This is a genomic window from Lacticaseibacillus zeae DSM 20178 = KCTC 3804 (assembly GCF_000260435.1).
Taxonomy (GTDB): domain Bacteria; phylum Bacillota; class Bacilli; order Lactobacillales; family Lactobacillaceae; genus Lacticaseibacillus; species Lacticaseibacillus zeae.
Genome location: NZ_BACQ01000037.1, coordinates 1 through 21,371 on the forward strand (window position 1 = coordinate 1; position 21,371 = coordinate 21,371).

Annotated in this window: 20 protein-coding genes and 1 pseudogene; 14 read left to right on the forward strand and 7 right to left on the reverse strand. The window is 49.9% G+C overall.

What is annotated here, in order from left to right:
- Window positions 1–102: 102 nt before the first annotated feature.
- Entirely contained in the window at window positions 103–612 is a 510-nt protein-coding gene (locus GSO_RS08145; RefSeq protein ID WP_010490934.1) for a YbhB/YbcL family Raf kinase inhibitor-like protein, read from the reverse strand.
- A 140-nt stretch (window positions 613–752) separates the two neighbouring features.
- Here GSO_RS08145 and GSO_RS08150 point away from each other — a divergent pair, with 140 nt between their 5' ends.
- From GSO_RS08150 to metG, 8 genes and pseudogenes are all read left to right on the forward strand, one after another.
- Entirely contained in the window at window positions 753–1,679 is a 927-nt protein-coding gene (locus tag GSO_RS08150) for a hypothetical protein (protein WP_010490935.1), read from the forward strand.
- 350 nt (window positions 1,680–2,029) lie between these two features.
- Window positions 2,030–2,722, forward strand: coding sequence for an NAD-dependent protein deacylase (locus GSO_RS08160; RefSeq protein WP_010490937.1), 693 nt, complete (start codon window positions 2,030–2,032; stop codon window positions 2,720–2,722).
- Between the two features lie 34 nt (window positions 2,723–2,756).
- Window positions 2,757–3,353: pseudogene (locus tag GSO_RS15780) on the forward strand (TMEM175 family protein).
- Between the two features lie 146 nt (window positions 3,354–3,499).
- The gene (locus GSO_RS08170; protein ID WP_010490939.1) at window positions 3,500–4,405 is read left to right on the forward strand and encodes a lactate/malate family dehydrogenase; all 906 of its coding nucleotides are present in this window, start codon (window positions 3,500–3,502) and stop codon (window positions 4,403–4,405) included.
- A 100-nt stretch (window positions 4,406–4,505) separates the two neighbouring features.
- Window positions 4,506–4,985, forward strand: coding sequence for an NUDIX hydrolase (locus GSO_RS08175; RefSeq protein ID WP_010490941.1), 480 nt, complete (start codon window positions 4,506–4,508; stop codon window positions 4,983–4,985).
- Window positions 4,978–5,790 carry a DUF72 domain-containing protein gene (locus GSO_RS08180; RefSeq protein ID WP_010490943.1) on the forward strand — a complete coding sequence of 271 codons (813 nt, stop codon included), beginning with the start codon at window positions 4,978–4,980 and terminating at the stop codon, window positions 5,788–5,790. Before GSO_RS08175 ends, GSO_RS08180 begins: the two co-directional genes overlap by 8 nt.
- Before the next feature lie 144 nt (window positions 5,791–5,934).
- Window positions 5,935–6,813 (forward strand): proline iminopeptidase, encoded by an 879-nt coding sequence (gene pepI, locus GSO_RS08185; RefSeq protein ID WP_010490944.1) that lies wholly within the window; start codon window positions 5,935–5,937, stop codon window positions 6,811–6,813.
- Window positions 6,814–6,914: 101 nt separating this feature from the next.
- Window positions 6,915–8,897: a methionine--tRNA ligase gene (gene metG, locus GSO_RS08190; RefSeq protein ID WP_010490945.1), complete on the forward strand. Its 1,983-nt coding sequence runs from the start codon at window positions 6,915–6,917 to the stop codon at window positions 8,895–8,897.
- Between the two features lie 62 nt (window positions 8,898–8,959).
- Here the strand turns inward: metG and GSO_RS08195 are convergent, their stop codons facing one another.
- The 6 genes from GSO_RS08195 to GSO_RS08220 all read right to left on the reverse strand — a co-directional run bounded on the left by GSO_RS08195 (window position 8,960) and on the right by GSO_RS08220 (window position 16,909).
- Complete coding sequence (locus tag GSO_RS08195; RefSeq protein ID WP_010490946.1) at window positions 8,960–10,873, reverse strand: ABC transporter ATP-binding protein; 1,914 nt, start codon at window positions 10,871–10,873, stop codon at window positions 8,960–8,962.
- Entirely contained in the window at window positions 10,860–12,686 is a 1,827-nt protein-coding gene (locus GSO_RS08200) for an ABC transporter ATP-binding protein (protein ID WP_010490947.1), read from the reverse strand. The genes GSO_RS08195 and GSO_RS08200 overlap by 14 nt, the downstream gene beginning before the upstream one ends.
- A 53-nt stretch (window positions 12,687–12,739) precedes the next feature.
- On the reverse strand, window positions 12,740–13,651 hold the full coding sequence (locus GSO_RS08205; RefSeq protein WP_010490948.1) for a sensor histidine kinase: 912 nt from the start codon (window positions 13,649–13,651) through the stop codon (window positions 12,740–12,742).
- Window positions 13,638–14,342: a LytR/AlgR family response regulator transcription factor gene (locus GSO_RS08210; RefSeq protein WP_010490949.1), complete on the reverse strand. Its 705-nt coding sequence runs from the start codon at window positions 14,340–14,342 to the stop codon at window positions 13,638–13,640. Before GSO_RS08210 ends, GSO_RS08205 begins: the two co-directional genes overlap by 14 nt.
- Before the next feature lie 522 nt (window positions 14,343–14,864).
- The gene (locus GSO_RS08215; protein WP_010490950.1) at window positions 14,865–15,746 is read right to left on the reverse strand and encodes an aldose 1-epimerase family protein; all 882 of its coding nucleotides are present in this window, start codon (window positions 15,744–15,746) and stop codon (window positions 14,865–14,867) included.
- Between the two features lie 164 nt (window positions 15,747–15,910).
- On the reverse strand, window positions 15,911–16,909 hold the full coding sequence (locus GSO_RS08220; RefSeq protein WP_010490951.1) for a tagatose 1,6-diphosphate aldolase: 999 nt from the start codon (window positions 16,907–16,909) through the stop codon (window positions 15,911–15,913).
- Between the two features lie 218 nt (window positions 16,910–17,127).
- On the opposite strand from GSO_RS08220, the gene GSO_RS08225 reads away from it, so the two are divergent.
- The 6 genes from GSO_RS08225 (at window position 17,128) to ispE (ending at window position 21,326) form a co-directional block, all read left to right on the forward strand.
- Window positions 17,128–17,622: a PTS sugar transporter subunit IIA gene (locus GSO_RS08225; RefSeq protein ID WP_010490952.1), complete on the forward strand. Its 495-nt coding sequence runs from the start codon at window positions 17,128–17,130 to the stop codon at window positions 17,620–17,622.
- A 4-nt stretch (window positions 17,623–17,626) separates the two neighbouring features.
- Window positions 17,627–18,406, forward strand: coding sequence for a TatD family hydrolase (locus GSO_RS08230; RefSeq protein ID WP_010490955.1), 780 nt, complete (start codon window positions 17,627–17,629; stop codon window positions 18,404–18,406).
- On the forward strand, window positions 18,403–18,972 hold the full coding sequence (gene rnmV / locus GSO_RS08235; RefSeq protein ID WP_010490956.1) for a ribonuclease M5: 570 nt from the start codon (window positions 18,403–18,405) through the stop codon (window positions 18,970–18,972). Before GSO_RS08230 ends, rnmV begins: the two co-directional genes overlap by 4 nt.
- Window positions 18,959–19,855 carry a 16S rRNA (adenine(1518)-N(6)/adenine(1519)-N(6))-dimethyltransferase RsmA gene (gene rsmA / locus GSO_RS08240; protein WP_010490957.1) on the forward strand — a complete coding sequence of 299 codons (897 nt, stop codon included), beginning with the start codon at window positions 18,959–18,961 and terminating at the stop codon, window positions 19,853–19,855. The genes rnmV and rsmA overlap by 14 nt, the downstream gene beginning before the upstream one ends.
- A gap of 108 nt (window positions 19,856–19,963) precedes the next feature.
- Window positions 19,964–20,215: a Veg family protein gene (locus tag GSO_RS08245; protein WP_010490958.1), complete on the forward strand. Its 252-nt coding sequence runs from the start codon at window positions 19,964–19,966 to the stop codon at window positions 20,213–20,215.
- Between the two features lie 232 nt (window positions 20,216–20,447).
- Window positions 20,448–21,326 (forward strand): 4-(cytidine 5'-diphospho)-2-C-methyl-D-erythritol kinase, encoded by an 879-nt coding sequence (gene ispE, locus GSO_RS08250; RefSeq protein ID WP_010490959.1) that lies wholly within the window; start codon window positions 20,448–20,450, stop codon window positions 21,324–21,326.
- Window positions 21,327–21,371: the final 45 nt, after the last annotated feature.

Sequence of the window (21,371 nt, forward strand, 5' to 3'; positions counted from 1 at the left end):
TACTTTCCACACGCGATTTGCAGTGCAGAAAGTATGCCCGTTTTTATATTGTGTTTGTGAATGGTGTCTTAGCATCTGAACACGGTTGCCACAGGCAGTCACTTAAACCCGCGACGGCAAGTCAATCTCGGCTTTGGCCAAAACATGGCCTTTCATCGCATGGCGGGCTTCATTCAACCAGAAGCCGGGTTGGAGCGGCAACTTGGTGTCTAAAGCAAAAATCATCAATGTGTAATCATGATTCTTGTCGGGCGGTTGCGGCCCCACGTAACCTTGCTGCGTGAATGGATCAGTATTGCCAACCAAGTGGCCTGCAGAAGCATTTTTGCCTTCAACCATTGGAATCTGATCGCTGTGACTCGCGCCAACCGGGATCGACGTGACATTGGCAGGAATGTTTGCCGCATTCCAGTGAATCCACGGCAGTCCGCCGACTGGAACCGCGTCATAGTCGAGGAGCCAAAGTGCGAAACTGACGGTGCCTTCCGGAGCATCTTCAATCGTAAATGGAAAACTCGTGATCGGATAGCCATTCTTGACGTCGGCACCAGTGGCATACTTGCCATAACGATCGGCCAGCATTCCATTGACAAGTGGAACGGATAGTTTCATTTGAATTTCCTCCCCTTTATCGCTACCTTTATGATAGTAGATTGAAATTACGAAAGCCAATTTCGGATTAAAAACATTTTTATTGCCACAAGAAGCTCAAGCAGACCAACTTGAGCCATAACAAAGAGTTTTGAGTAAACATGCAAAAAGATGTCCAGGCATTACTTGATGAAGTGAAAAGTCACTACGATCACCCGCTGGAAGTGGCGATTAACGGGGAAGCAAGCGGCGTGCTGACCCATGATCAAAGCCATCAGCGCCTGAAAAAAGATGGTACGCTAGAGGTGGTTGTGACTGATACAACAGACGTGGCATATACATTAAGTCACGAACTGCTGCACTTATTGTTCCAGATGAAAGGCTACCCGCAGTTGCAATTTCATTTACTGAGCGGCGATCCGCAGGTGGATGATCAGCTTTATGCCACGAGTACCGCTTTATATAACGCTGCAGTGCACATGCTGGTGGTGGCTTGGCAACGCGAACATGGCCTGCTGACAGACAAGGTAGTTGCGCAAGTGTTGGCAGGCTTCAAGCAGAATGTGCCGGCTGAGGCCAACGATCAGCTGGTAATTTACCGCATTCTGTCGTTGCTGGATCTTTTAGGCTTTTTGGACGGGCAGCTACCCGATGAGTTGGCAAGCGCGTATCCGCAAGCGTTGCCGTATGCCCAAGAGTTGTTCGGGCTGCTAGATGACCAGAAACTTGCCTCACCATTTGGCCTGCGCCGGGCGATTGTGCACCTGTTTGAGCGTTTCGATGCCCAAATTGAGAAGTTAGGCTACCAGCCGACCAATGACCATGAATTCGCCACGGTGTCGCCGGTTTTATCCAAGCGGCAATTGCGGCTCACACTCGATCAGGTTTACCTCATCAAACACAGCAGCTATCGCGATCGGGACACGAAACAACCTGCCTATGTCGCAATGGGGCGCAGCGACGACCAAAATGCCTTCGTGCTACCACTACCTGAAAAAGAAACAACGCCAGAAGCTTTCCAACAGCTGTATCAACAGCCGCTAGACAGCGTTCTGACGAAGTATGGTCTCGATTTTACCATCCGTTAATGCCGGCCAAAATTAATGAAGAAGCCGTTCGTCACGGACTGAATACCAAGCATCACAACCTGGTAGAAGACGAAAAGGAAGAAAATGAGGACTAGGACCATAAACAAATAACTAAAAAAGTGCGACCACCGAAAGGACTTCATGGTATTAAGACCCCTTTCTACAATGTTTCTTATAAATAATATTACACCTTTTACGCCTAGGGTGACGAATTTGTTCCAAATCATCCAGCGCGATAGTGACAGTTTCACTAATTGGTGACTGGCGGGCAAGCTAAGCGTTTTGCCTAGTGTGAGGTGAATTTTTCTTTAAGAATGTTGCGCTGTTCAGCGTGTTAGGAGATGGAAGCAATGTTTGATTTGCAAACCGCGATTGATCAAGCCAAACGGATCACGTTTATGACCGGGGCTGGCGTTTCAACGGCTTCGGGAATTCCGGATTATCGATCAAAAGGCGGCTTATATGCCGATAAGGTTGACCCAGAGTATGCATTATCAATTGACAATCTGCAGGCCCATCACGAGGACTTTCATAAGTTTGTCGTCGAGAACATGTATTATCCCGATGCCAAGCCGAATGTCATTCATGAAAAAATGGCGGCCATCACCAACCAAAAAGGTACGATTGTCACGCAAAATGTTGACGGACTTGATCGTAAGGCCGGCGCCAAACATGTGGTGGAATTTCATGGCAATCTTTATCGGATTTATTGTCAAATCTGTCGCAAACAATTTGACTATCAGACGTATTTGAAAAGTGACGTACATGCAGCAGACGGTGGTGTTTTACGGCCGGATATTGTCTTATACGGTGAACCGATTAATCCGGATACGGTTAATGCTGCCATTAATGCCATTGCGCAGGCAGACTTGCTGATTGTCGTGGGGACAAGTTTTGTCGTGTATCCATTTGCCGGGCTTATCGGCTATGCGCAGCCGGATGCAACGATTGTGGCCGTGAACCGCGAACGGATTGCTTTGCCGGAAGGGGCGCAGATGGTCCTGGGGGATGCAGTTGACGTTTTTGCCAAGTTGCACGTCTAGTCACGGACAATCATGACGAAAAGGGGATTTGACGGTGAGTAAAGGACGCTTGGAGGCATTTACCGATGCGGTCATCGCGATTATTTTAACGATCTTGGTGTTGGAATTAAATCCACCTCACAGTGGCTCACTGGCGTCGCTTTGGGCATTAAGATGAAGGTTTGGAATTTATTTAGTTTCATTTCTGACGCTGATCGTTTATTGGAACAATCACCATCATTTGTTCCAATTGGTGAACCGGATCGACTGGCGCGTGATGTGGGCGAATTCGTTTTTCATGCTGGCTATTTCGATGTTCCCGTTTGCCACCAGTTGGGTCGGCGAAGGACATGTGGACGCGTTCGGGCCGGAGCTGATTTATGGTTTTGTTGTGTTCATGTCGAATGTCAGTTACCTTCTTCTGGTGGTCACTTTACGGCACGTAAACGGCGCAACCTCTGCGTTGGTGAAGCTATACGGCCATCAGCATGACTGGAAAGCGGTCGGTTCGATTATTATTGCATTCATCGCGATGATTTTGGCTTTGCTTTGGCCGCCATTAACGATCATACTGGACTTGTTAATGTTATTGTTGTGGGCAATTCCGGACCAACGCGTTGAGCGACATCTATTACGTGGTCCAAAAGAGTGAGTGAGCGTGAGCAGGAGCGCTTAGAAATCGGAGTGTAAGTGGCCTTGAAGCCTCAATGGCTGGGCTTTGGCCATTGAGGCTTCAAGGTCCTTACACGTAGATTTCTGCGACTGCGAACGCGTTATGATGAAAGGAGATTTTTTAATATGGCAAGAACGATTGGTATCATTGGCATTGGCCATGTCGGTGTGACGACGGCATTCAATTTGGTTAGCAAAGGTGTTGCGGACAAACTGGTGTTAATTGACCAGAAAGCCGAATTGGCTGAAGGCGAAAGTTATGATTTGAAAGATGCGTTAGGCGGCTTGCCAACGTATACGGAGATTGTGGTCAATGATTACGATGCGTTGAAAGACGCGGACGTGGTGATTTCTGCAGTCGGTAATATCGGCGCGATTTCAAATGGCGACCGGATTGGCGAGACCAAAACTTCCAAGGCGGCGTTGGATGATGTTGCACCGAAGCTGAAGGCGTCTGGCTTCCATGGCGTCTTGCTAGATATTACGAATCCCTGCGATGCGGTGACTAGCTATTGGCAGTACTTGCTTGATTTGCCGAAATCCCAGATTATCGGCACCGGCACATCGTTGGATACTTATCGGATGCGGCGCGCGGTTGCCGAGACGCTGCATGTGAATGTTGCCGATGTTCGCGGCTATAACATGGGCGAACACGGTGAGTCTCAGTTCACGGCATGGTCAACGGTTCGGGTCAATAATGAACCGATCGCGGAGTATGCCAAAGTGGATTATGATCAGTTGGCTGATGCGGCGCGGGCTGGCGGTTGGAAGATTTACAATGCAAAACACTACACTAGCTACGGCATTGCAACCATCGCGACTGAGATGACACAGGCCATCATTAGCGATGCCAAGCGAATTTTCCCATGCGCCAATTACGATCCTGAATTCGGCATTGCAATCGGCCATCCCGCAACGATCGGCAAACTCGGTGTCGTCAACACACCGGAATTGAAATTGACCGATGACGAACGGGCGAAGTACGTCCATTCGGCAGGCATTATCAAGGACACGCTTGAAAAAATGAAATAACCCATTTCGGTAGCAATACTGAAGTCTGTAAAAAGACGCCGTTTCGGCGCCTTTTTGCTTCAACTGCCTTAAGCAGATCATTTTTGAAAAGGGGATGCACATGGTCAAGAAATATACATTGGTGACGGTCGAGACGCCAACGGGGTGGCTGTTGATCAACCGCACGAATCCGCCTTATCGCGGCATGTGGAATACACTCGGTGGTAAGTTTTTGCCTGACGAGACGCCGGCTGCCTGTGCTGCGCGTGAGTTGCAGGAAGAAAGCCATATTATTATCCCGGCGCACGAATTATGTGGCGTGGGGCGGGTATTTTGGCATGTTGACGGCAAACTTCGCGGTGAGCTTTATGCCTTTCTTGGGAAAACGCCTGACCGACTTCAGATGCCGCAAGCCACTCGTGAAGGGATTCTGGCGACCTTTTCCAAGGAGTGGTTGCTGGCGGATAATCCGGGGTTGGTACCGGATTTGCAGCCGTTATTGCGATATGCTTTGAATGGTGAAAAGCATGATTATGCATCGTATTTTACCGGCGATGTGCTGCAGAAATTTCAGATTGCGGACGGTGAGCGGCATGATTAGCGTTGGTTTAACCAGTGTGGCCGACCATCCAAGCATTGCGGCAAATGGCAAGCGCAGTACTTTTGCGGACTATGCCCAATATTTTCCGGTAATTGAGTTGGATACGACTTTTTATGGGTTGAAAACGGTGGACCAGATTCGGCGGTGGCAGGCGCAGGTGCCAGCGAGTTTCCAGTTTATTGTGAAAGCCAGTAAGCTTATGACAAAACACGAAGCCACTCAGGATTTGGTGGCGGAATTTTCGCGGTTTAATGATATGGTGGCGCCGTTGGTTGCGACCCATCAGCTGCAGGCAGTGCTGTGCCAGTTCCCGCCTTATTTTGGTGTTACCGCGGAAAATGTCCGGTATCTGCAAAACCTCAATCAGTGGCTGCCTGATTTGCCGATTGCGGTTGAATTCCGGCATGCGAGTTGGTATCTGCCGGCCTATCGTGATGCCACGATCAGTCTGTTGCAGGCGGCAGGCGATATTCATGTCGTGGTGGATGAAGCTCAGACGGTCGGGGGATCGGTGCCGTTAGTGCCAATTGCCACGAATCCTGACTTAACGATTCTGCGCCTGCATGGCCGTAATCAGGCATGGGGTCAGAGCGGTGCCAAAACCACGGAACGGACGAATTATCGCTATAGCCAAGCAGAATTGCAACAGTTTGCCACCACTGTGCATCATCTCAAAAGTAAAAATGTGACCGTTATTTTCAACAACAATGGCGGACATGACGCCGCCGCAAATGCCCAAGCATTCATTGACATGTTGGGATTAGATTTTCCCGGACTGGCGCCACGGCAATTGGATTTGTTTTAGATTTTGTGAGGCAGCGTCGAATTCGGTCTGACAGTCTGGTAATGGTGTAGTACAATCACGGTAAACACATTGTTTTCACCAAAATGGTTCAGCAAATTTTAATCGCTGAGCCGGGCGCATAATTGTTTCGAAAGGCGGATTGCTATGAAGATTAAAGAAGGCTACATGCCGTTTCATGAATACAAAACGTATTATCGGATTGTGGGTGAACCCAGCGCGGATAAGGCGCCGCTGTTGTTGATTCATGGCGGGCCCGGTTCCTCGCATAATTATTTTGAACTCATGGATGATTACGCTGCGACCGGTCGGCAACTGATTATGTATGATCAAGTCGGTTGCGGTAAGTCGTCGCTGCCAGAGGATCCGGCAGTTTACGTCAAAGAGACATGGGCCGAAGAACTCATCGCGCTGCGCAAATTTTTGCACTTGGACGAGATTCATATGTTGGGGCAGTCATGGGGCGGAATGTTAGAGATGTACTATCTGACAAGCTTTGACCCGCAAGGCATTAAGAGTGTCATGATTGACGGTTCGCCAGCATCGATTAAACTGTGGGTGCAGGAGCAGCATCGGCTGATCAAGTATCTGAGTTATGAAGATCGGGAAGCGATTGCCGAAGCTGAACGGACCGGAGACTTTAACAACGTCAAATATCTGGCCGCCAATGACCGCTACATGGAAAAGTATTGCTGGGATGACCCGGACGAGAACTCGCCTGAGCCACTGCGGCGCCCAACTAACGGCAAGCGCGCCAGTCTGATTGCGGAAGGACCGAATGAGTTTACCGAAAACGGGACGATTAGCAATTTTGATGTCACTGATCAGCTGCATAAAATTCACGTTCCGGTCTTGGTCACCAGCGGCACAGACGATCTTTGCACACCGTTGATTGCGAAAACGGTCGTGGATCACATTCCGGGGGCAAAGTGGCATCTGTTTGCGAATAGTCGGCATTTGGCGCTGCTGGATCAACACGATGAGTTTATTGATGTGCTGGATCATTGGCTGGCGGCGAATGATTGATGGTGGTTGTGAGACAGCCACTTATTCGCCATTTTTGAGCAAGTCTGCTCATACTCTGTTATACTGGAATCATTCTGAATTAAAGTACGGGAGGCACTTGCATGGCAAGCAAACCAACTTTTTATGTGACGACACCGATTTATTATCCATCTGGCAAACTACATATCGGCAATGCGTATACCACGATTGCGGCGGACGTTTTGGCGCGTTATAAGCGATTGATGGGTTATGATGTTTTCTTCCTCACCGGGACAGATGAGCATGGCCTCAAGATTGAACAAAAAGCCGATAAGCTGGGTGTGACACCGCAGGCTTATGTCGATGGCATGGCGGCGCAGATCAAACAGTTGTGGAAGACCCTTGAGATCACCAATGACAAATTCATTCGGACAACAGACAAAGCCCACGTTGAAGCGGTTCAGGCAATTGTCGAACGGCTCATCAAGCAGGGCGACGTTTACCTTGGCGAATATACGGGCTGGTACTCGGTTGAAGACGAGGAATATTTCACCGAATCGCAACTGTCAGAAGTCTATCGGGATAAAGACGGCAAGGTTGTCGGCGGGAAGGCGCCATCCGGTCATGAGGTTCAGCTGGTTCATGAGCCAAGCTACTTCTTCAAGATGAGCAAATATACGGATCGCTTGCTGAAGTATTATGACGAGCATCCTGATTTTGTGCAGCCGGCTTCGCGTAAAACGGAAATGATCAACAATTTTATTAAGCCGGGGCTTGAAGATCTGGCGATGAGCCGTACGAGCTTCAACTGGGGGGTTCAGATTCCGTCTGATCCGAAACACGTGGTTTATGTTTGGGTTGACGCCTTGCTGAACTATATCACGGCACTTGGTTACGGCAGCAACGACCACGCCTTGTTTGACAAGTATTGGCCGGCCAATGTGCAGCTGATCGGTAAGGAAATCGTTCGCTTCCACATCATCTACTGGCCGATTATTTTGATGGCCTTGGGTCTGCCTTTGCCGAAGAAAATTTACGCCCATGGCTGGCTGGTCATGCGCGATGGGAAAATGAGCAAGTCAAAAGGCAATGCCGTTTATCCGGATATGATTGTGGAACGTTATGGCTTGGATGCGTTGCGGTATTACCTGATGCGGGCCATTCCTTTTGGCAACGATGGTCTGTTCACGCCAGAAGACTTCATTGACCGCATCAACTATGATCTGGCCAATGACCTCGGCAACTTGCTGAATCGCACCATTGCGATGATCAATAAATACGAAGACGGTATTTTGCCAGCCTTCAAGCCGGATGTGACGCCGTTCGACAAAGAACTTGGCGATGTGGCCGAAGCGGCTTTGACCGAGTATCACAAACTGATGGACGAATTACGCTTCTCGGATGCGTTGGATCAGGTTTGGAAGATCGTTTCCCGCGCCAACAAGTACATTGACGAAACCGAACCTTGGAAGTTGGCTAAGGATCCGGCCAAAAAGGATCAACTTGATTCCGTCATGGCACATCTGGCCGAAAGCTTGCGGCTGATTGCCTTATTGATTCAGCCGGTCATGACCCATGCACCACTGCAGATTTTTGGCCAACTGGGCTTAGATCACGAAAACGATGATCATAAAATCGTCAAGTGGGGTGCACTGCCTGCTGGCGCCAAAGTGGTTGAACAAGGTACACCGATCTTCCCGCGGTTGGATGCCGAAGAAGAAGTTGCCTATATCAAGAGTCAAATGACCCCAGGCACGGCCAAAGCTGCAGTCGATGAAAAGAGCCGCAAGTCGGAAATCGAGTTCAAACAATTCGATAAGAGTGAAATTCGAGTTGCAGAAATCCTCGATGTCGAACCGGTCAAGGGTGCGGATAAGTTGCTGAAGTTCACCCTCGATGCCGGCGATAAGGGCACGCGCCAGATCCTATCAGGCATTCGTGAATTCTACCCTGATTACGAGAAGTTGAAGGGCAAGAAAGTCATGGCAGTCGTGAACCTCAAGCCACGGAAAATGAAGGGCGAGATTTCCGAGGGGATGTTGTTATCAGCTGAAAGCTTGGATGGTAAGAAAATTACCTTACTCGAAGTTTCTGAGAATCTACAAAACGGCAGCTTGGTTGGTTAAACTAGATAATTTAAAAAGGGCACGCGGCAATTTTTTTGCCGGTGTCCTTTTTGCATGCTTTGCTAATCCGCCACTGCCGTCGTAGTAGCGGCAACCTTCTTCCGAGCCGCTTTGATGCGGTCTTCCGTGTAATATTGCGCCTGGGCGTTGAATAGGTCTCGGTAAATACCCGGATGCGCCATGAGGCTGGCGTGGGTGCCGTCTTGGACGATTTGACCGTGATCGAGGACGACGATGCGTTGTGAAAAGCGGGTGGAGCTCATCCGGTGTGAGACATAGATGGCGGTTTTACCTTCGATGAGTTCGTCAAAGCGCTGGTAGATTTCATATTCGGAAATCGGATCGAGCGCTGCCGTGGGCTCATCCAGAATCATGATCGGCGCATCTTTGTACCAAGCGCGGGCGATGGCGATTTTCTGCGCTTCGCCGCCGGAAACGGTCACACCATCATCGCTTAAGGCTGTGGTGATCGGCGTATCGATGGTTTTCGGCATCCGCTTGACGCGCTCGGCGACATCCGCAACCTTCAAGGCTTCCCAAACGCGCGCCCGATCTGGATCAGTCGTGGCGGCCACATTTTCCGCAATGCTGTAAGCAAAAAGGCGGAAGTCCTGGAAAACGACGCCTAACAGACTGCGGTATTCGTCTTCGTCGTATTTCTGGATGTCAATGTCGTTTAACGTGATGGTGCCTTCAGTGGGCTTAAACAGGCGCACCAGTAGTTTGATTAACGTCGTCTTGCCGCTGCCGTTGCGGCCGACCAACGCGAGTCGTTCGCCGATGTTCAGCGTTAGGTTGACGTGACGCAAGGCCCACTGGTCGCTGCCGGGATACTTGAAACTGACATCGTGAAATTGAATGGCAAATTCGTTGTCGTTGCGCTTTTCAACCGGAAGTGTTCCGGATTTATCGTGATTCGGCAAGGCGAGAAAGTCAGCGTAAAATTGCAGGTAATCGACCATGTTGACGTACATGCCGACTTGCTGCAAAAATTGATAGGCGGCGGTCATCAGTTGCTGAAAGTACCCAACGGCGATCATCACGCTGCCAATGGCGATAATGCCCATTAACGCTTTAGCGCCAACCAGGATGTACAAGCCAATGACCGACAGCGCAATGGCTAGGTTTGGCCAGTGACCGAACTTGGCCATTTGCCAATAACCTTGGCTAAGTTGTCCAAAGAATTCGTTGTTGTCATTGCGTTCATTGTTCATGACTAAGTGGCTTGCTTGATAAAGGCGAATCACTTCATGATTATCCATATTTTCCGTGAAGTGGTAAAAGTACGTAAATCGGCGATTGCTTGGGATAATTTTTCTGATCAGTTCTTGTTGGATCTGATTACTGTGGTGAATACTCCAGCTACCAACGACAATTGGGAAGATTAGTAGCGCCAAAATCAATAGTGGATAGCGCAAGTCGTTTAGCCATGTTGTTGCGTGGTTAGTTGCCCGTGCCAGACTGATCAAAGTAGCAACACCGAAGCCAATCGCAATGATTAGCGAAAAGAAATCCTGCATGCCCTCTTTCATGAGCGAGGTCATGCCGCCATTAAAACTTTGCCCAGCTTGAGCGCCGGCATACTGTTTACGCATATCGGGATCCTGAAGAGTGGTATAACTCACCGTCAACAATTTCTCGGTTGTTGCGCGGGTGAGCCGCCTGTTTACGCCGCTTTCATGATCTTCGGCTAATTTAGCAAACCATTGACTCGACAGTTGAAGCAGGTAACGAATGGCTAGAAACAGACCGACAAGGAGCACCATTTGCGGGAGCGTTGCATGTTGCTGTAACTGATTAAGCACCAAGCCGAGGAAGGCGATGTTTAGGTAAGGGATGCCGACAGTCGTCAACGCGCGGAGAAATTCGACCGGGATCGCAAGCGGATCGAGACTTTGAATCACGTGAACCACCCGCAAGGCCCGATGAACGGTTTGTTTTGGCATGGCTTTTTCTGAACTTTTAGAAGTTGCCATCAGCAATGACCTCCTTTGCGTCCGGTTGATAATACTTACTTTGAATTTGATACATTTGGGCATAACGGCCGCCTTTGGCCATGAGCTGCTCATGAGTCCCGGATTCGAGTACCTGCCCATGATTCATAAACAAGATGCTGTCACAAAAGCGGGTCGAGGCTAGTCGATGGGAGATGAACAGTGACGTTTTACCAGCCGCCAGCTGCGCATAGTCTTGGTAAATCTCATTTTCGGCAATCGCATCCAGTGCGGCGGTTGGTTCATCCAAAATTAAGACGGGCGCATCTTTGTACAGTGCCCGTGCCAACATGAGCTTCTGCGCCTGGCCACCGGATAATTCAACCCCGTCGTCTCTGGTATAACGGGTCATGGGCGTGGCAGTTGTTTGCGGTAGCGTTTTGACGAAGGTTCCCAAGCCAGCCTCGGTTAATGCAGTTGTGACCCGGTTTAGATCCGGATGTTCGGTCATCGCAACGTTGTTGGCTAAACTCTGGGCCAGGATAATGGTTTCTTGAAAGACGGGGGCAAATAAGGCAAAACGTTCTGCTAGTGGTAAAAGATTGGCATTTAGCCCGTTGATGGTGATGGTGCCGCTGATTGGATGCAATAGGCCCATCATGAGGCGGGCGAGCGTTGATTTGCCGGCGCCGTTAATGCCGACGATCGCCAATTTCTGTCCAGCCTGCAGTGTGAAGCTGACGTCTTTTAGACTGGCACTTTTGGCTTCCGGGTATTGATAATTGACGTGCGCAAACGTGATGGTGACTGGACGGTTTGCTAACTGCTTCTGCTCCGTTTCCGTGAGTGTGCGGGTTGGCGTTTGTGGTTGCAGATTCATAAATTCGCGGACTTCCTGCAAGTCGATGCTGGCATTTTGCAACTTGCCGAAGTCGTCTAAAAGTTGATCTAATAAGGTGATAAAACTATTGGTCATCCCAAACATTAAGGTGAACTGAGAGATGGAAAGACTGCCACGCATGATTGCAACAATCAAGGTGCCGTAAACAATGGCGTCACGTAACAAGCCGGCAAGTTGACCGATTTGCTCTCCGAGGAACCGGCGCAGCGAGTTACGGCGCTGCCAGGCATCTTGTAACTGAATTAAGCGATCAAGGTGGCGATGGTACCAGTTCGCCATGCCAAACATGCGAATGTCTTTACCATTTTCCAAAGCGTATGCATTGCGCGTAATGTAATCTTGCTGACGGCCTAACTTGTTCCATTTGACGTTGTTTTGTAGATACCAATGGCGGTACCAACTCATGCCGGCGTAACTGATGGCGGCACTGACTAAGACCAGTGCAAAGACCCACGGAACGGCAAATGATAGTGTCGCTAGGAACACGATCAGCGTTGTGAGGTCTACTAGTGTTCCACGGCCATACAGATAGATAGCTTCGGCGCCGGCATATGTGTTGCTCAGCCCTTTGATGAACGCGGTGTGCGCCAGCCCTTGGAGTTTGCCACTGCTGATTTGATCGTAGTCAAGATCCCATTGCTTTTGATGAAAGTCCAGTTCGATAGCGGTTCGTAAGACGGAACTTTCGATACTGTCATGAGTCAGCAACAGGTAATTGACTTCACTGGTCAGAGCGAGTCCCAGTCCGGTTAATGTTGCCAGCCAAGCAAATTGGCCTAATGTCGCGTGTCCGGTAATGGCCCCGACCAACAGTGCCGGCGTAAAAACGCCCAGCAAAGCGGCTGCGGCCTTATCAATAGCCAGACCGCTTGCTGTCCAGGCTAAGGAAGGTTTGTCTTTACGCAGATACTTGATGTACCAGCGGAGATTGTTCCATAAACTATATTTTTTCATCCCACTCACCTCGTTGATCTTAACCTACCAAAAAACCGACGCGCTGGCGCAAATTATGCGTGAGTGGTCGGTTTGACTGCGTGAATGGGAATCGCAATTTCAGTGACGAATACTTCATCCTCATATTGGCGGTTGATCATCCCGTCGTACTTGGCGACGAGCTTGTTCACCCGCCGAATCCCAAGGCCGCGTTTATCGTTTTTGGTGGAGGCGTATTGATAGTCAATGACCTGGTCAGCCGGACGGGTATTGGTGACGGAGATGTAAAACTGTTGCTTCACAATTCCGATGTAAAGCCGCAGTTGGCGCTTTTCATCAGCTGGTTGTTCAGTGATGGCTTCAATGGCGTTGTCCAGCAAGTTGCCTAAGATCACCACCAAGTCCACGTCTTTGATAAGCGGCGTGTTCCCCACGATCACTTTTTCGTTAACCGGAATTTGCAGGCGTTCTGCTAGTGTGAGTTTTGCGTTGACAATGGCGTCAAGCATGGCATTGCCGGAGTGGACGAGCGGATCAACCGCGTCCAATTTATCTTCCAGTTCATTCAAATATTGGCGCGCGCCGGTCGTGTCTTGGTTGTCTAGGTAAGCTTTTAGTGCCTGTAGGTGGTCATGATAATCGTGTCGCCAGCCGCGCATGTTCGCGTACAGCTCCTGCACTTCCTGTGAGTACTGAGCCATCATTTTATCCAGACTGCGCGCAAACACCGCGTCCTGATCGCTGAGAAACTGGCGAATCAAGACAAATTCCAAGCTGCCCGCCAGAACCGTGCCGACAAAAAGTAAAATGCGCACGATCGGCTGCGGCCAAAGCCACCAGCTGCCGAGTGCAACAGCGACGATGGCGAGATTCAACCAGCGGACTGGCCAATTTTGCTGGCGGCGAAAGATCCACCATAGCTGCCAGCAACAGCCCACTGTCAGTAACAGAAACGCGACGAGGCCGATCCAATCATTCACTGTCATCTGTCAGCCCCCGGAAATGTTTGAAAAAGGCTTGCTTAACCACCGGCGCCTGTTGTCGGGAAACCGGATAAGACGTCCCATCGGCCATCACAACGGTGTGGTGATCGAGCTGGGATAAAAAGTTAAGGTTGATGACGATGGACCGGTAGATTTGAATAAAGTTGTCGTCCAACTGGGGCAACAAGTCTTTCAATTGGCCTCTCACGGTGTACGTCGTTTTTTGGGTATGGACCTGCAGCCGATGGTCGGACACTTCGATAGTGCTAATGTCGTAAAGCGGCACCCGGGTGAGGCCGATGGACGTTTGCAACGGTAACAGTTTAGGCTGCGTCCGAGCCGCAGTTTTGTCGATCAGATGCTGCAGCTTCTCTTTGGTGAGCGGTTTGATGATGTAGTCAATGGCGTTGACATCATAGCCGTCAAAAACGAACTCGTCGTAGTTACTGACAAAAGCGATAGCAGTGTCGGGATCGTGTTGACGGATTTTTTTGGCAAGCGTCATGCCGTCCATCCCCGAGCCAAGCTTGATGTCCAGCAAAAGAAGATCCGGCGTCTGTTCGGCGAAAAGAAACTGTTCCGCACTTGCATAAGCCGCCACCTGCAACGGCTGCGACGGCTTGGCCAGTTGTTGAATCAATTTAACGGTAGCTTCGCGGGTCGCCGCTTGATCGTCAATAAGTGCAATGTGCATCTGGAATCACCCTTTCGCCAGTATGCTTTTATTTTACCGCAACTGTACTGATGTTCTGGTGCATTTGCCTAAATTTTGACAGCAGGGTGGAAATAGCGGAAAGTGTGAAACTTGAAAGAAATTCGGTCACGATCCACATCCATAAGAAAAGGGCGAACAAAATTCCGTTATCAGAATTTCGTTCGCCCTCTGTCTCTTCATGGGCAATTCATCAGAAATTTTAAGATATGAGTGCCAAAGCGGAGCAATCGTAGGCCAGAGGGGGCTCAGTGGTGAGATTGTACTAGCCGGGCGATCTTCCCGGCGTAGTACAAGGCCGAGCTTTAAGACTCAGCCGGTTTTGCTGAGGCTTAAAGTCGTGCCCACCACTCTAGCTTCGCGGTCGCCAGCCCTTGCTCTGGCCGGAGATTGCGGAGTTTGGCGCGACATGGAACTAATAGCCTAAAGCTGGGGTATCGGTTAGAGCTCAGTGAATCAAAAGCATTCAACAAGCATGATAACTCGAACGCTAAAAATAGATGTTTACTTTAAAGCAACCTTCAACGCCAGCTGCTTATTGGCACCTGCTGACAAGGTCGTGTTACCAAGCTTAGTATACCAGTCGGATGGTTCGCCGGCTTGGTCAGGCAGGCCGTCAAATGGCTCAACGGCGATGAACGGTGCCTTTTTATGTTCAGGGCTCCAGATGGTGAGGTAAGGGAAGTCGTTGATATCAAGCGTGACGCTGTGATCATGGTGCGGAGATGCTAAGGTTGCTTTCATGATTTCGCTGTTGGCGAGGATGACCAGGCCGCCATCTAGCAACTCGTGCGTCAATGGCAATTTATTGCCTTCTGCGCCGGGGATGTCCTCGACGTCACCATTACGGAACGGCACTGGGCCGATGCCGAACCGCTGCAAGGGACTATTCAGCGGTTCAACCGTAAGATCATAATCGTCGAAGCTGCCATCAGCCTTTAACGCCACATTGAATGCCGGATGGAAGCCTAGCGCAAACGGCATTGAATTCTTGTCGTCATTGGTCACGGTGTAATGAATACTGAGCCCGTCTTTGGTCAACATGTAGGTCACGGTTAACGTATATTTAAACGGGAATTTTTTCAGCGTCTCGGCGTTTTGATGTTGCGTAAAGGTCACCGCTGAATCACTTTTATCGCTAACGTCAAAATCGTAATCCCGGGCAAAGCCATGTTGGCTCATCGGGAATGTTTTGGCTCCTAGGCGATACTGATCTTCATTCGATTTACCAATCGCAGGGAAGAGAATCGGCGCATGACGATTCCAAAATGTTTTATCACCATTCCAGATGTACTCGTAATTGTCACTTTTGTTGACTAATGACTGCAACTCGGCACCGCGCTCGGCAATGCCCGCTTTGAATTGATTATTTTCAATTGTGATCAAACCATATTACCTCCTAGTATAAGAAACCGCATTCATTACCAGTCTACCACTGTGTCAATGGGCTGCAATGGTTAGTGAAAATTTTCGTAAATGTGATCGTTCTTTTGCAATGAAAAAGGCTGACCTCAATGCGGCCAGCCTTCTCGCTTACTTATTTATCAGAACTAACCTTCAACCTTGTCCGTCCAAGGAGTGGCGGTTTCAGCCAAAACCTTGTTCAAACGATCAATGTTAGCTTTGCCATCGGTTTCCAGCCACTTCTTGCCGGCAGCTTCGCCTTCAGCAGCAAATGGCTTAACACCTGGCTTCCAGGTTGCCCGGCCGCAAAGGACACCGTTAAAGGTTGAACCTGCTTCCTTGGCAAATTTGAGTTCTTCAAGGAACAATTCGTTGGAAACACCGGCAGACAAGAAGATGAATGGCAGATCCGTTGCATCGGATTGTGCCTTGTAGTACTTAGCAGCTTCTTCTTTGCTGTAAACCGGGGTCACACCTTCGTCGGTATAGCCTTCAACAAACTTCTGGTCAACCGGAACTTCAAGCTTCAAAACGGAAACGTTGTATTGCGGCTTGCTGAATTCCTTGGTGATCTTGATAACTTTTTCCGGCTTAGCCTTAGCCCATGCAGCGGTGCCGGTTTCGTTGGTCTTACCATCGTAAGAGACCAATTCAAGGAACAGCGGCAGGTCGTTGGCTTTAGCTTCAGCACCGACACGTTCAACAAAGGCATACTTGCGATCGTTGATTGAGTCTGGTTCGTCCGGATCAATGTACAGCAAGAACTTAACCGCGTCGCCGCCTTCGTTCTTGATGCGCAGTGCACTCTGGTTGTCGATCAAATCAGGGAAGCGGCCAGGTTCGGTGGCATCGTAGCCGGTCTTTTCATAAGAAAGTAACAGACCGGACTTAGGATCGCGCACCTTGGCAGCCGGTAAGCCATATTCTGGATCGAGCAGAATGGCACTGGCGTATTTGGTTAATTCTTCAGAAACAGCCTTTTTGAAATCAACGATGGTGGTTTCATCAGCCGGCTTGTTGGGAGCGGCTGCAAGCATCTTCTTCAGGGAACCGCGTTGGTCGATGGCCAAAGCGGAAATCACATTGTCATCATTGGACAATTGCTTCAAATGTGCTAACTGACCAGCAGTAAGTTTAACAGACATGTAAAAATACCTCCTAGGTAATCCTTAAATGTTCAGTACAAACTCAGTATAGAACAAAATGACAACAATAAACATTTTTCGCCGAGGATTTTCATGAAACTCCAAGAAAATGGGTGAATAATAGAAGCTTTAACCAAAAGTGGAACCAATCATGAGGGACAGCAAGCGGCGTGCTATACTCTAACCATATCGAGTTTATGAAAAGATAGGTGAAAGGCTTGGCTGAATTTAGCACAACCCCGTTGGTTTATTTTTTAAACACGCCGACGCAAGAAGATTTTTTTAATGTCATCAGTCACGAGCTCGTGGCCCAAAAGGTGATGCTGCCAGCAGGCAAAGCGGCACTGATCGCCCGGGAGCAGACGTTTCCATCTGGTATGCAGCTGAATCAGATTGCCGATCGGCTGCCTAACATTGCGATTCCGCATCTGGAAGGCGATTTAGTGCAGCAAGAGCGATTGGTCGTGGTTCACTTTGAAATTCCCGTTGCGTTTAAGGATTTGGCAGACGTCAGCCGCATACTGCCGGTTGAGTGGGCGTTTATGTTGATGAATCCCGTCTCCAAGGAGCAGCCGATGCGTATCGCCCAGTTGATCCGCGCGTTGACCCAGTCACCGGTGGCACAGTTGCAACATTTATTTGCCGCTAAGAAGCCGAGTCAGGTGATCCGTTTGTTGCCGCCATTAATGGCAGAAGCAGAAAGAAAGCAGTGATTGCATGGATATTTTTGATTCACATACCCACTTAAATGACACGCCATATCGCGGCAAGGAAGCCGATTACATTGAGGCGGCACGGCAGTTAGGCGTGAAAAAGATGGCAATTGTCGGCTCCGACACGGCGTTGAATGCCGGCGCTTTGACGTTAGCCCATGAGTATCCCAACTTATACGCCATTGTTGGTTGGCATCCCGAGTCGAGTCAAGATTACGATGAGGCGAAAGAAGCACTGCTGTTAAAGCAGTTGGCGGATCCTAAAGTGGTGGCGTTAGGGGAAATCGGACTGGATTATCACTGGGACACCTCCCCGCGCGAGATCCAACGCCGCGTGTTTCGCCGTCAGCTAGAATTGGCGCGTTCCCTGCACATGCCGGTATCGATTCATAGTCGTGATGCGTTTGAAGATACTTACGACATTTTAAGAAAAGCGCATGTTGATCAATTTGGCGCGATCATGCATAGTTTCACGGGTAATGCCGAATGGGCGCGGCGTTTTTTGGATTTGGGACTGTACATCTCTTATTCCGGTATTGTCAGCTTCAAAAACGCGCCGGAAGAGCATGCCAGTGCCAAAATCATTCCCAGTGACCGCTTATTGGTAGAAACCGATGCGCCATACTTGACGCCGACACCGTACCGCGGCCGGCAGAATCAACCGGGCTACACGCGGTATGTGGTTGAAGCTTTGGCAAAATTACGCGACACCACCCCAGACGTGATTGCCCAACAGACTTGGGACAATGCCCACCGAATTTTCAGATTAAAGGAAGACGCATGACAACTATTAAACAAATTGTGGTCGTAGAAGGCCGCGATGATACGAAAAGATTAAAGGAAACTTTTGGCGATATTGATACCATTGAAACCCGCGGGAGTGCGATTGATGACACCACTTTGGCGCGCATTCGCCAGGCTCAGGCCAAACGTGGAGTGATTGTTCTCACCGATCCGGATTTTCCTGGTGAGAAGATTCGCAAAACGATTTCCCGGGCCGTTCCCGGCGTGACCCACGCTTTCCTGCCGCGAGCTGAAGGCGTCCCGGCACATAAAGGGTCGCTGGGCATCGAACATGCAACGCCGGCAGCATTGCGGGCAGCACTTCAGCATTTATTTACTGAAGTACCGGATGCACCACAAGTCATTAGCCAGCAGGACCTGTTAGCTGCGCATTTGATCGGCGGCGCAGGTTCGCGGCAACGTCGTGAGCAGCTGGGCGAGTTGTTGCACATTGGCTATACAAACGGCAAACAGCTATTACGCCGTTTGACGGAGTTTCGCATCAGCCGGGCTGCCTTTTTTGCGGCACTGGATCAGGTGAATGGAGGCCGAGATGACCATGCATGAAAAAGTCGCACAGCCAGCAGTGACCAATGCTATTTTAAAGCGCCACGGGTTTCGCATGCGCAAAGGTTTGGGCCAGAACTTCCTGACCGATCCCCAAATTTTGCAAAAAATTGTTGCGGCTGCCGATTTGTCGTCACAGGATGATGTGATCGAAATCGGCCCGGGGATCGGCGCTTTGACCCAGTTTCTTGCCGACAGCGCCCATCAGGTGGTGGCGTTGGAAATTGACGAGCGCCTGCTGCCGATTTTGGCCGAAACGCTGGCCGATTATCCTAATACCGCCGTGGTGAATGAAGATGTGTTAAAAACCGATTTGAGCGCATTGGTGGCTGAACATTTTGACGGAAAGCATACCCTAAAGGTGGTTGCCAATTTACCGTATTACATCACGACCCCTATTTTACTGCACCTGCTGCGGGCACGGTTGCCGCTGCACAGCATGACCGTGATGATGCAAAAAGAAGTAGCAGCGCGGCTGAGTGCGACGCCAGGGTCAAAGGACTACGGCAGTTTGAGCATTGCGGTGCAGTTGGTGGCAGATGTGACGACGGCCTTTACAGTCAGCCGCCATGCCTTTGTTCCGGCCCCTAACGTCGATTCGGCGATTGTGACGTTGACCCAACGATCCGAGCCATTGGCAGCCGTCACGAACCCGGACAGTTTCGAGCGCTTGGTGCGCGGCGCCTTTGCGTCCCGCCGGAAAACGCTTTGGAACAACCTTGTTGCCTTATTTGGCAAGGAAAACAAGCCTGCGATTCGCACAGCGCTGGCAGCTGCAAATATTGCGCCGGAAACGCGGGCCGAACAGTTGGCAATTGCTGACTTTGCGCGGCTGGATACGGCGCTACAAGGAGAAGGACTCGGCGTGCGCGCTGACGCCTGACGCGCCGCATTTGCTAGCGTCTATTATTGCTTGCGATTAATAAGAGTGCGTGGTATAATTGCAAATTTCTTGCTTTCGTGATAGAATGCTACTTAAGAGGTGAAGTGCATGCCAATCACACTAGCAAGCATCAAACGGAAGCTCGATGGGAAAATCGGTGAGAACTTAACGGTCGTTGCACAAGCTGGACGCAAGAAAGTGACGCGGCGGCGGGGGACCTTGAAGGAAACCTATCCGGCTATTTTTGTGGTCGATCTTGACCAAAGTGAGAATGCGTTCGAGCGTGTCTCTTACAGCTACGCAGATCTTTTGACCAAGTCAATCAAGATCACCTTCGAAGGCGAAGAGAAAGCGTCATAATTTCAGATAGTAACCGACGATTAAATCGTTTATTTCGGGAGGCCGCGATGCAAACTGCATCGCGGCCTTTTGTTTGGTGTTAACTTCTAACGGCGTTTTTACAATCTGGCAATGAAAATCACAACGCAAAACAGTATACTAAAAATAACTATACGGTGGATGCATGCAACGGCGCTTGTAGCTAGACTTTGGTAGCTATAAGGGTATGCATCGCCAAAGACTGGTGGTTAGCATGGAACTAATCGAAAAAGCACCCGCCAAGATTAATCTCAGTTTGGATGCCTTGTATCGCCATGCTGACGGCGAACATGAGTGGCAGATGGTGATGACATCAGTCGACTTGGCTGATTATGTGACGATTCAGCCGAGCCGCACGATCAAGGTTTCCACGGACAGCGGCTTTTTACCGGAGGATCCGCGCAATCTGGCGTATAAAGCGGCACTGGCGTTACAACGTCATGCCAATATCCGCCAAGGTGCGCGGATTCATATCGAAAAACATATTCCGGTTGCGGCTGGACTGGGTGGCGGATCAAGTGATGCCGCTGCTGTGTTGCGCGGCCTGAATTCACTTTGGGAGTTAGGTTATAGTCGTTCACAATTGGCACGGATTGGACTGAGTGTGGATAGCGATGTTCCGTACTGCGTTTATTCTGAGACGTCGTTGGTTACGGGACGTGGGGATGTTGTGACACCGTTGGGAAGTTTGCCCAACTTTTGGGTGGTGTTAGCTAAGCCGCGCGTATCAGTGTCAACCCCAACTATCCTCAACGCGATTGATTATCAAGCCGGGCTGGAGCATCCGGATACCCAGCGTGTTGTGGCTGGAATTCAGAATCATGATTTTAATCAAATGATCAGCGGTATGGGGAATACTTTGGAGAAAATTACGGCTAGTCGGTACCCCGAAATCACGGCGCTTAAACATCGGTTAGAGAAGTATGGTGCCGAGATTGCCCAGATGTCCGGCAGCGGCCCGACCGTGTTTGGCCTTTGCCAGAAGCATTCGCGGGCGATGCGCGTTTACAACAGCATGAAAGGCTTCTGCCGCGAGGTTTATTTGTTGCGGCCGTTTTGTCTGCCCGCAAATGGTCGTGGGCTTAGGGGTTGATTTTTAGGGATCGCTAAACCATGATGGATGAGGAAATGAGGCATT

Bases quoted from the DNA above. Each gene is read 5' to 3' on its own strand.
- GSO_RS08145 (WP_010490934.1), bottom strand. From the start codon at position 612: ATGAAACTATCCGTTCCACTTGTCAATGGAATGCTGGCCGATCGTTAT.
- GSO_RS08150 (WP_010490935.1), top strand. From the start codon at position 753: ATGCAAAAAGATGTCCAGGCATTACTTGATGAAGTGAAAAGTCACTAC.
- GSO_RS08160 (WP_010490937.1), top strand. From the start codon at position 2,030: ATGTTTGATTTGCAAACCGCGATTGATCAAGCCAAACGGATCACGTTT.
- GSO_RS08170 (WP_010490939.1), top strand. From the start codon at position 3,500: ATGGCAAGAACGATTGGTATCATTGGCATTGGCCATGTCGGTGTGACG.
- GSO_RS08175 (WP_010490941.1), top strand. From the start codon at position 4,506: ATGGTCAAGAAATATACATTGGTGACGGTCGAGACGCCAACGGGGTGG.
- GSO_RS08180 (WP_010490943.1), top strand. From the start codon at position 4,978: ATGATTAGCGTTGGTTTAACCAGTGTGGCCGACCATCCAAGCATTGCG.
- pepI (WP_010490944.1), top strand. From the start codon at position 5,935: ATGAAGATTAAAGAAGGCTACATGCCGTTTCATGAATACAAAACGTAT.
- metG (WP_010490945.1), top strand. From the start codon at position 6,915: ATGGCAAGCAAACCAACTTTTTATGTGACGACACCGATTTATTATCCA.
- GSO_RS08195 (WP_010490946.1), bottom strand. From the start codon at position 10,873: ATGGCAACTTCTAAAAGTTCAGAAAAAGCCATGCCAAAACAAACCGTT.
- GSO_RS08200 (WP_010490947.1), bottom strand. From the start codon at position 12,686: ATGAAAAAATATAGTTTATGGAACAATCTCCGCTGGTACATCAAGTAT.
- GSO_RS08205 (WP_010490948.1), bottom strand. From the start codon at position 13,651: ATGACAGTGAATGATTGGATCGGCCTCGTCGCGTTTCTGTTACTGACA.
- GSO_RS08210 (WP_010490949.1), bottom strand. From the start codon at position 14,342: ATGCACATTGCACTTATTGACGATCAAGCGGCGACCCGCGAAGCTACC.
- GSO_RS08220 (WP_010490951.1), bottom strand. From the start codon at position 16,909: ATGTCTGTTAAACTTACTGCTGGTCAGTTAGCACATTTGAAGCAATTG.
- GSO_RS08230 (WP_010490955.1), top strand. From the start codon at position 17,627: ATGGATATTTTTGATTCACATACCCACTTAAATGACACGCCATATCGC.
- rnmV (WP_010490956.1), top strand. From the start codon at position 18,403: ATGACAACTATTAAACAAATTGTGGTCGTAGAAGGCCGCGATGATACG.
- rsmA (WP_010490957.1), top strand. From the start codon at position 18,959: ATGACCATGCATGAAAAAGTCGCACAGCCAGCAGTGACCAATGCTATT.
- GSO_RS08245 (WP_010490958.1), top strand. From the start codon at position 19,964: ATGCCAATCACACTAGCAAGCATCAAACGGAAGCTCGATGGGAAAATC.
- ispE (WP_010490959.1), top strand. From the start codon at position 20,448: ATGGAACTAATCGAAAAAGCACCCGCCAAGATTAATCTCAGTTTGGAT.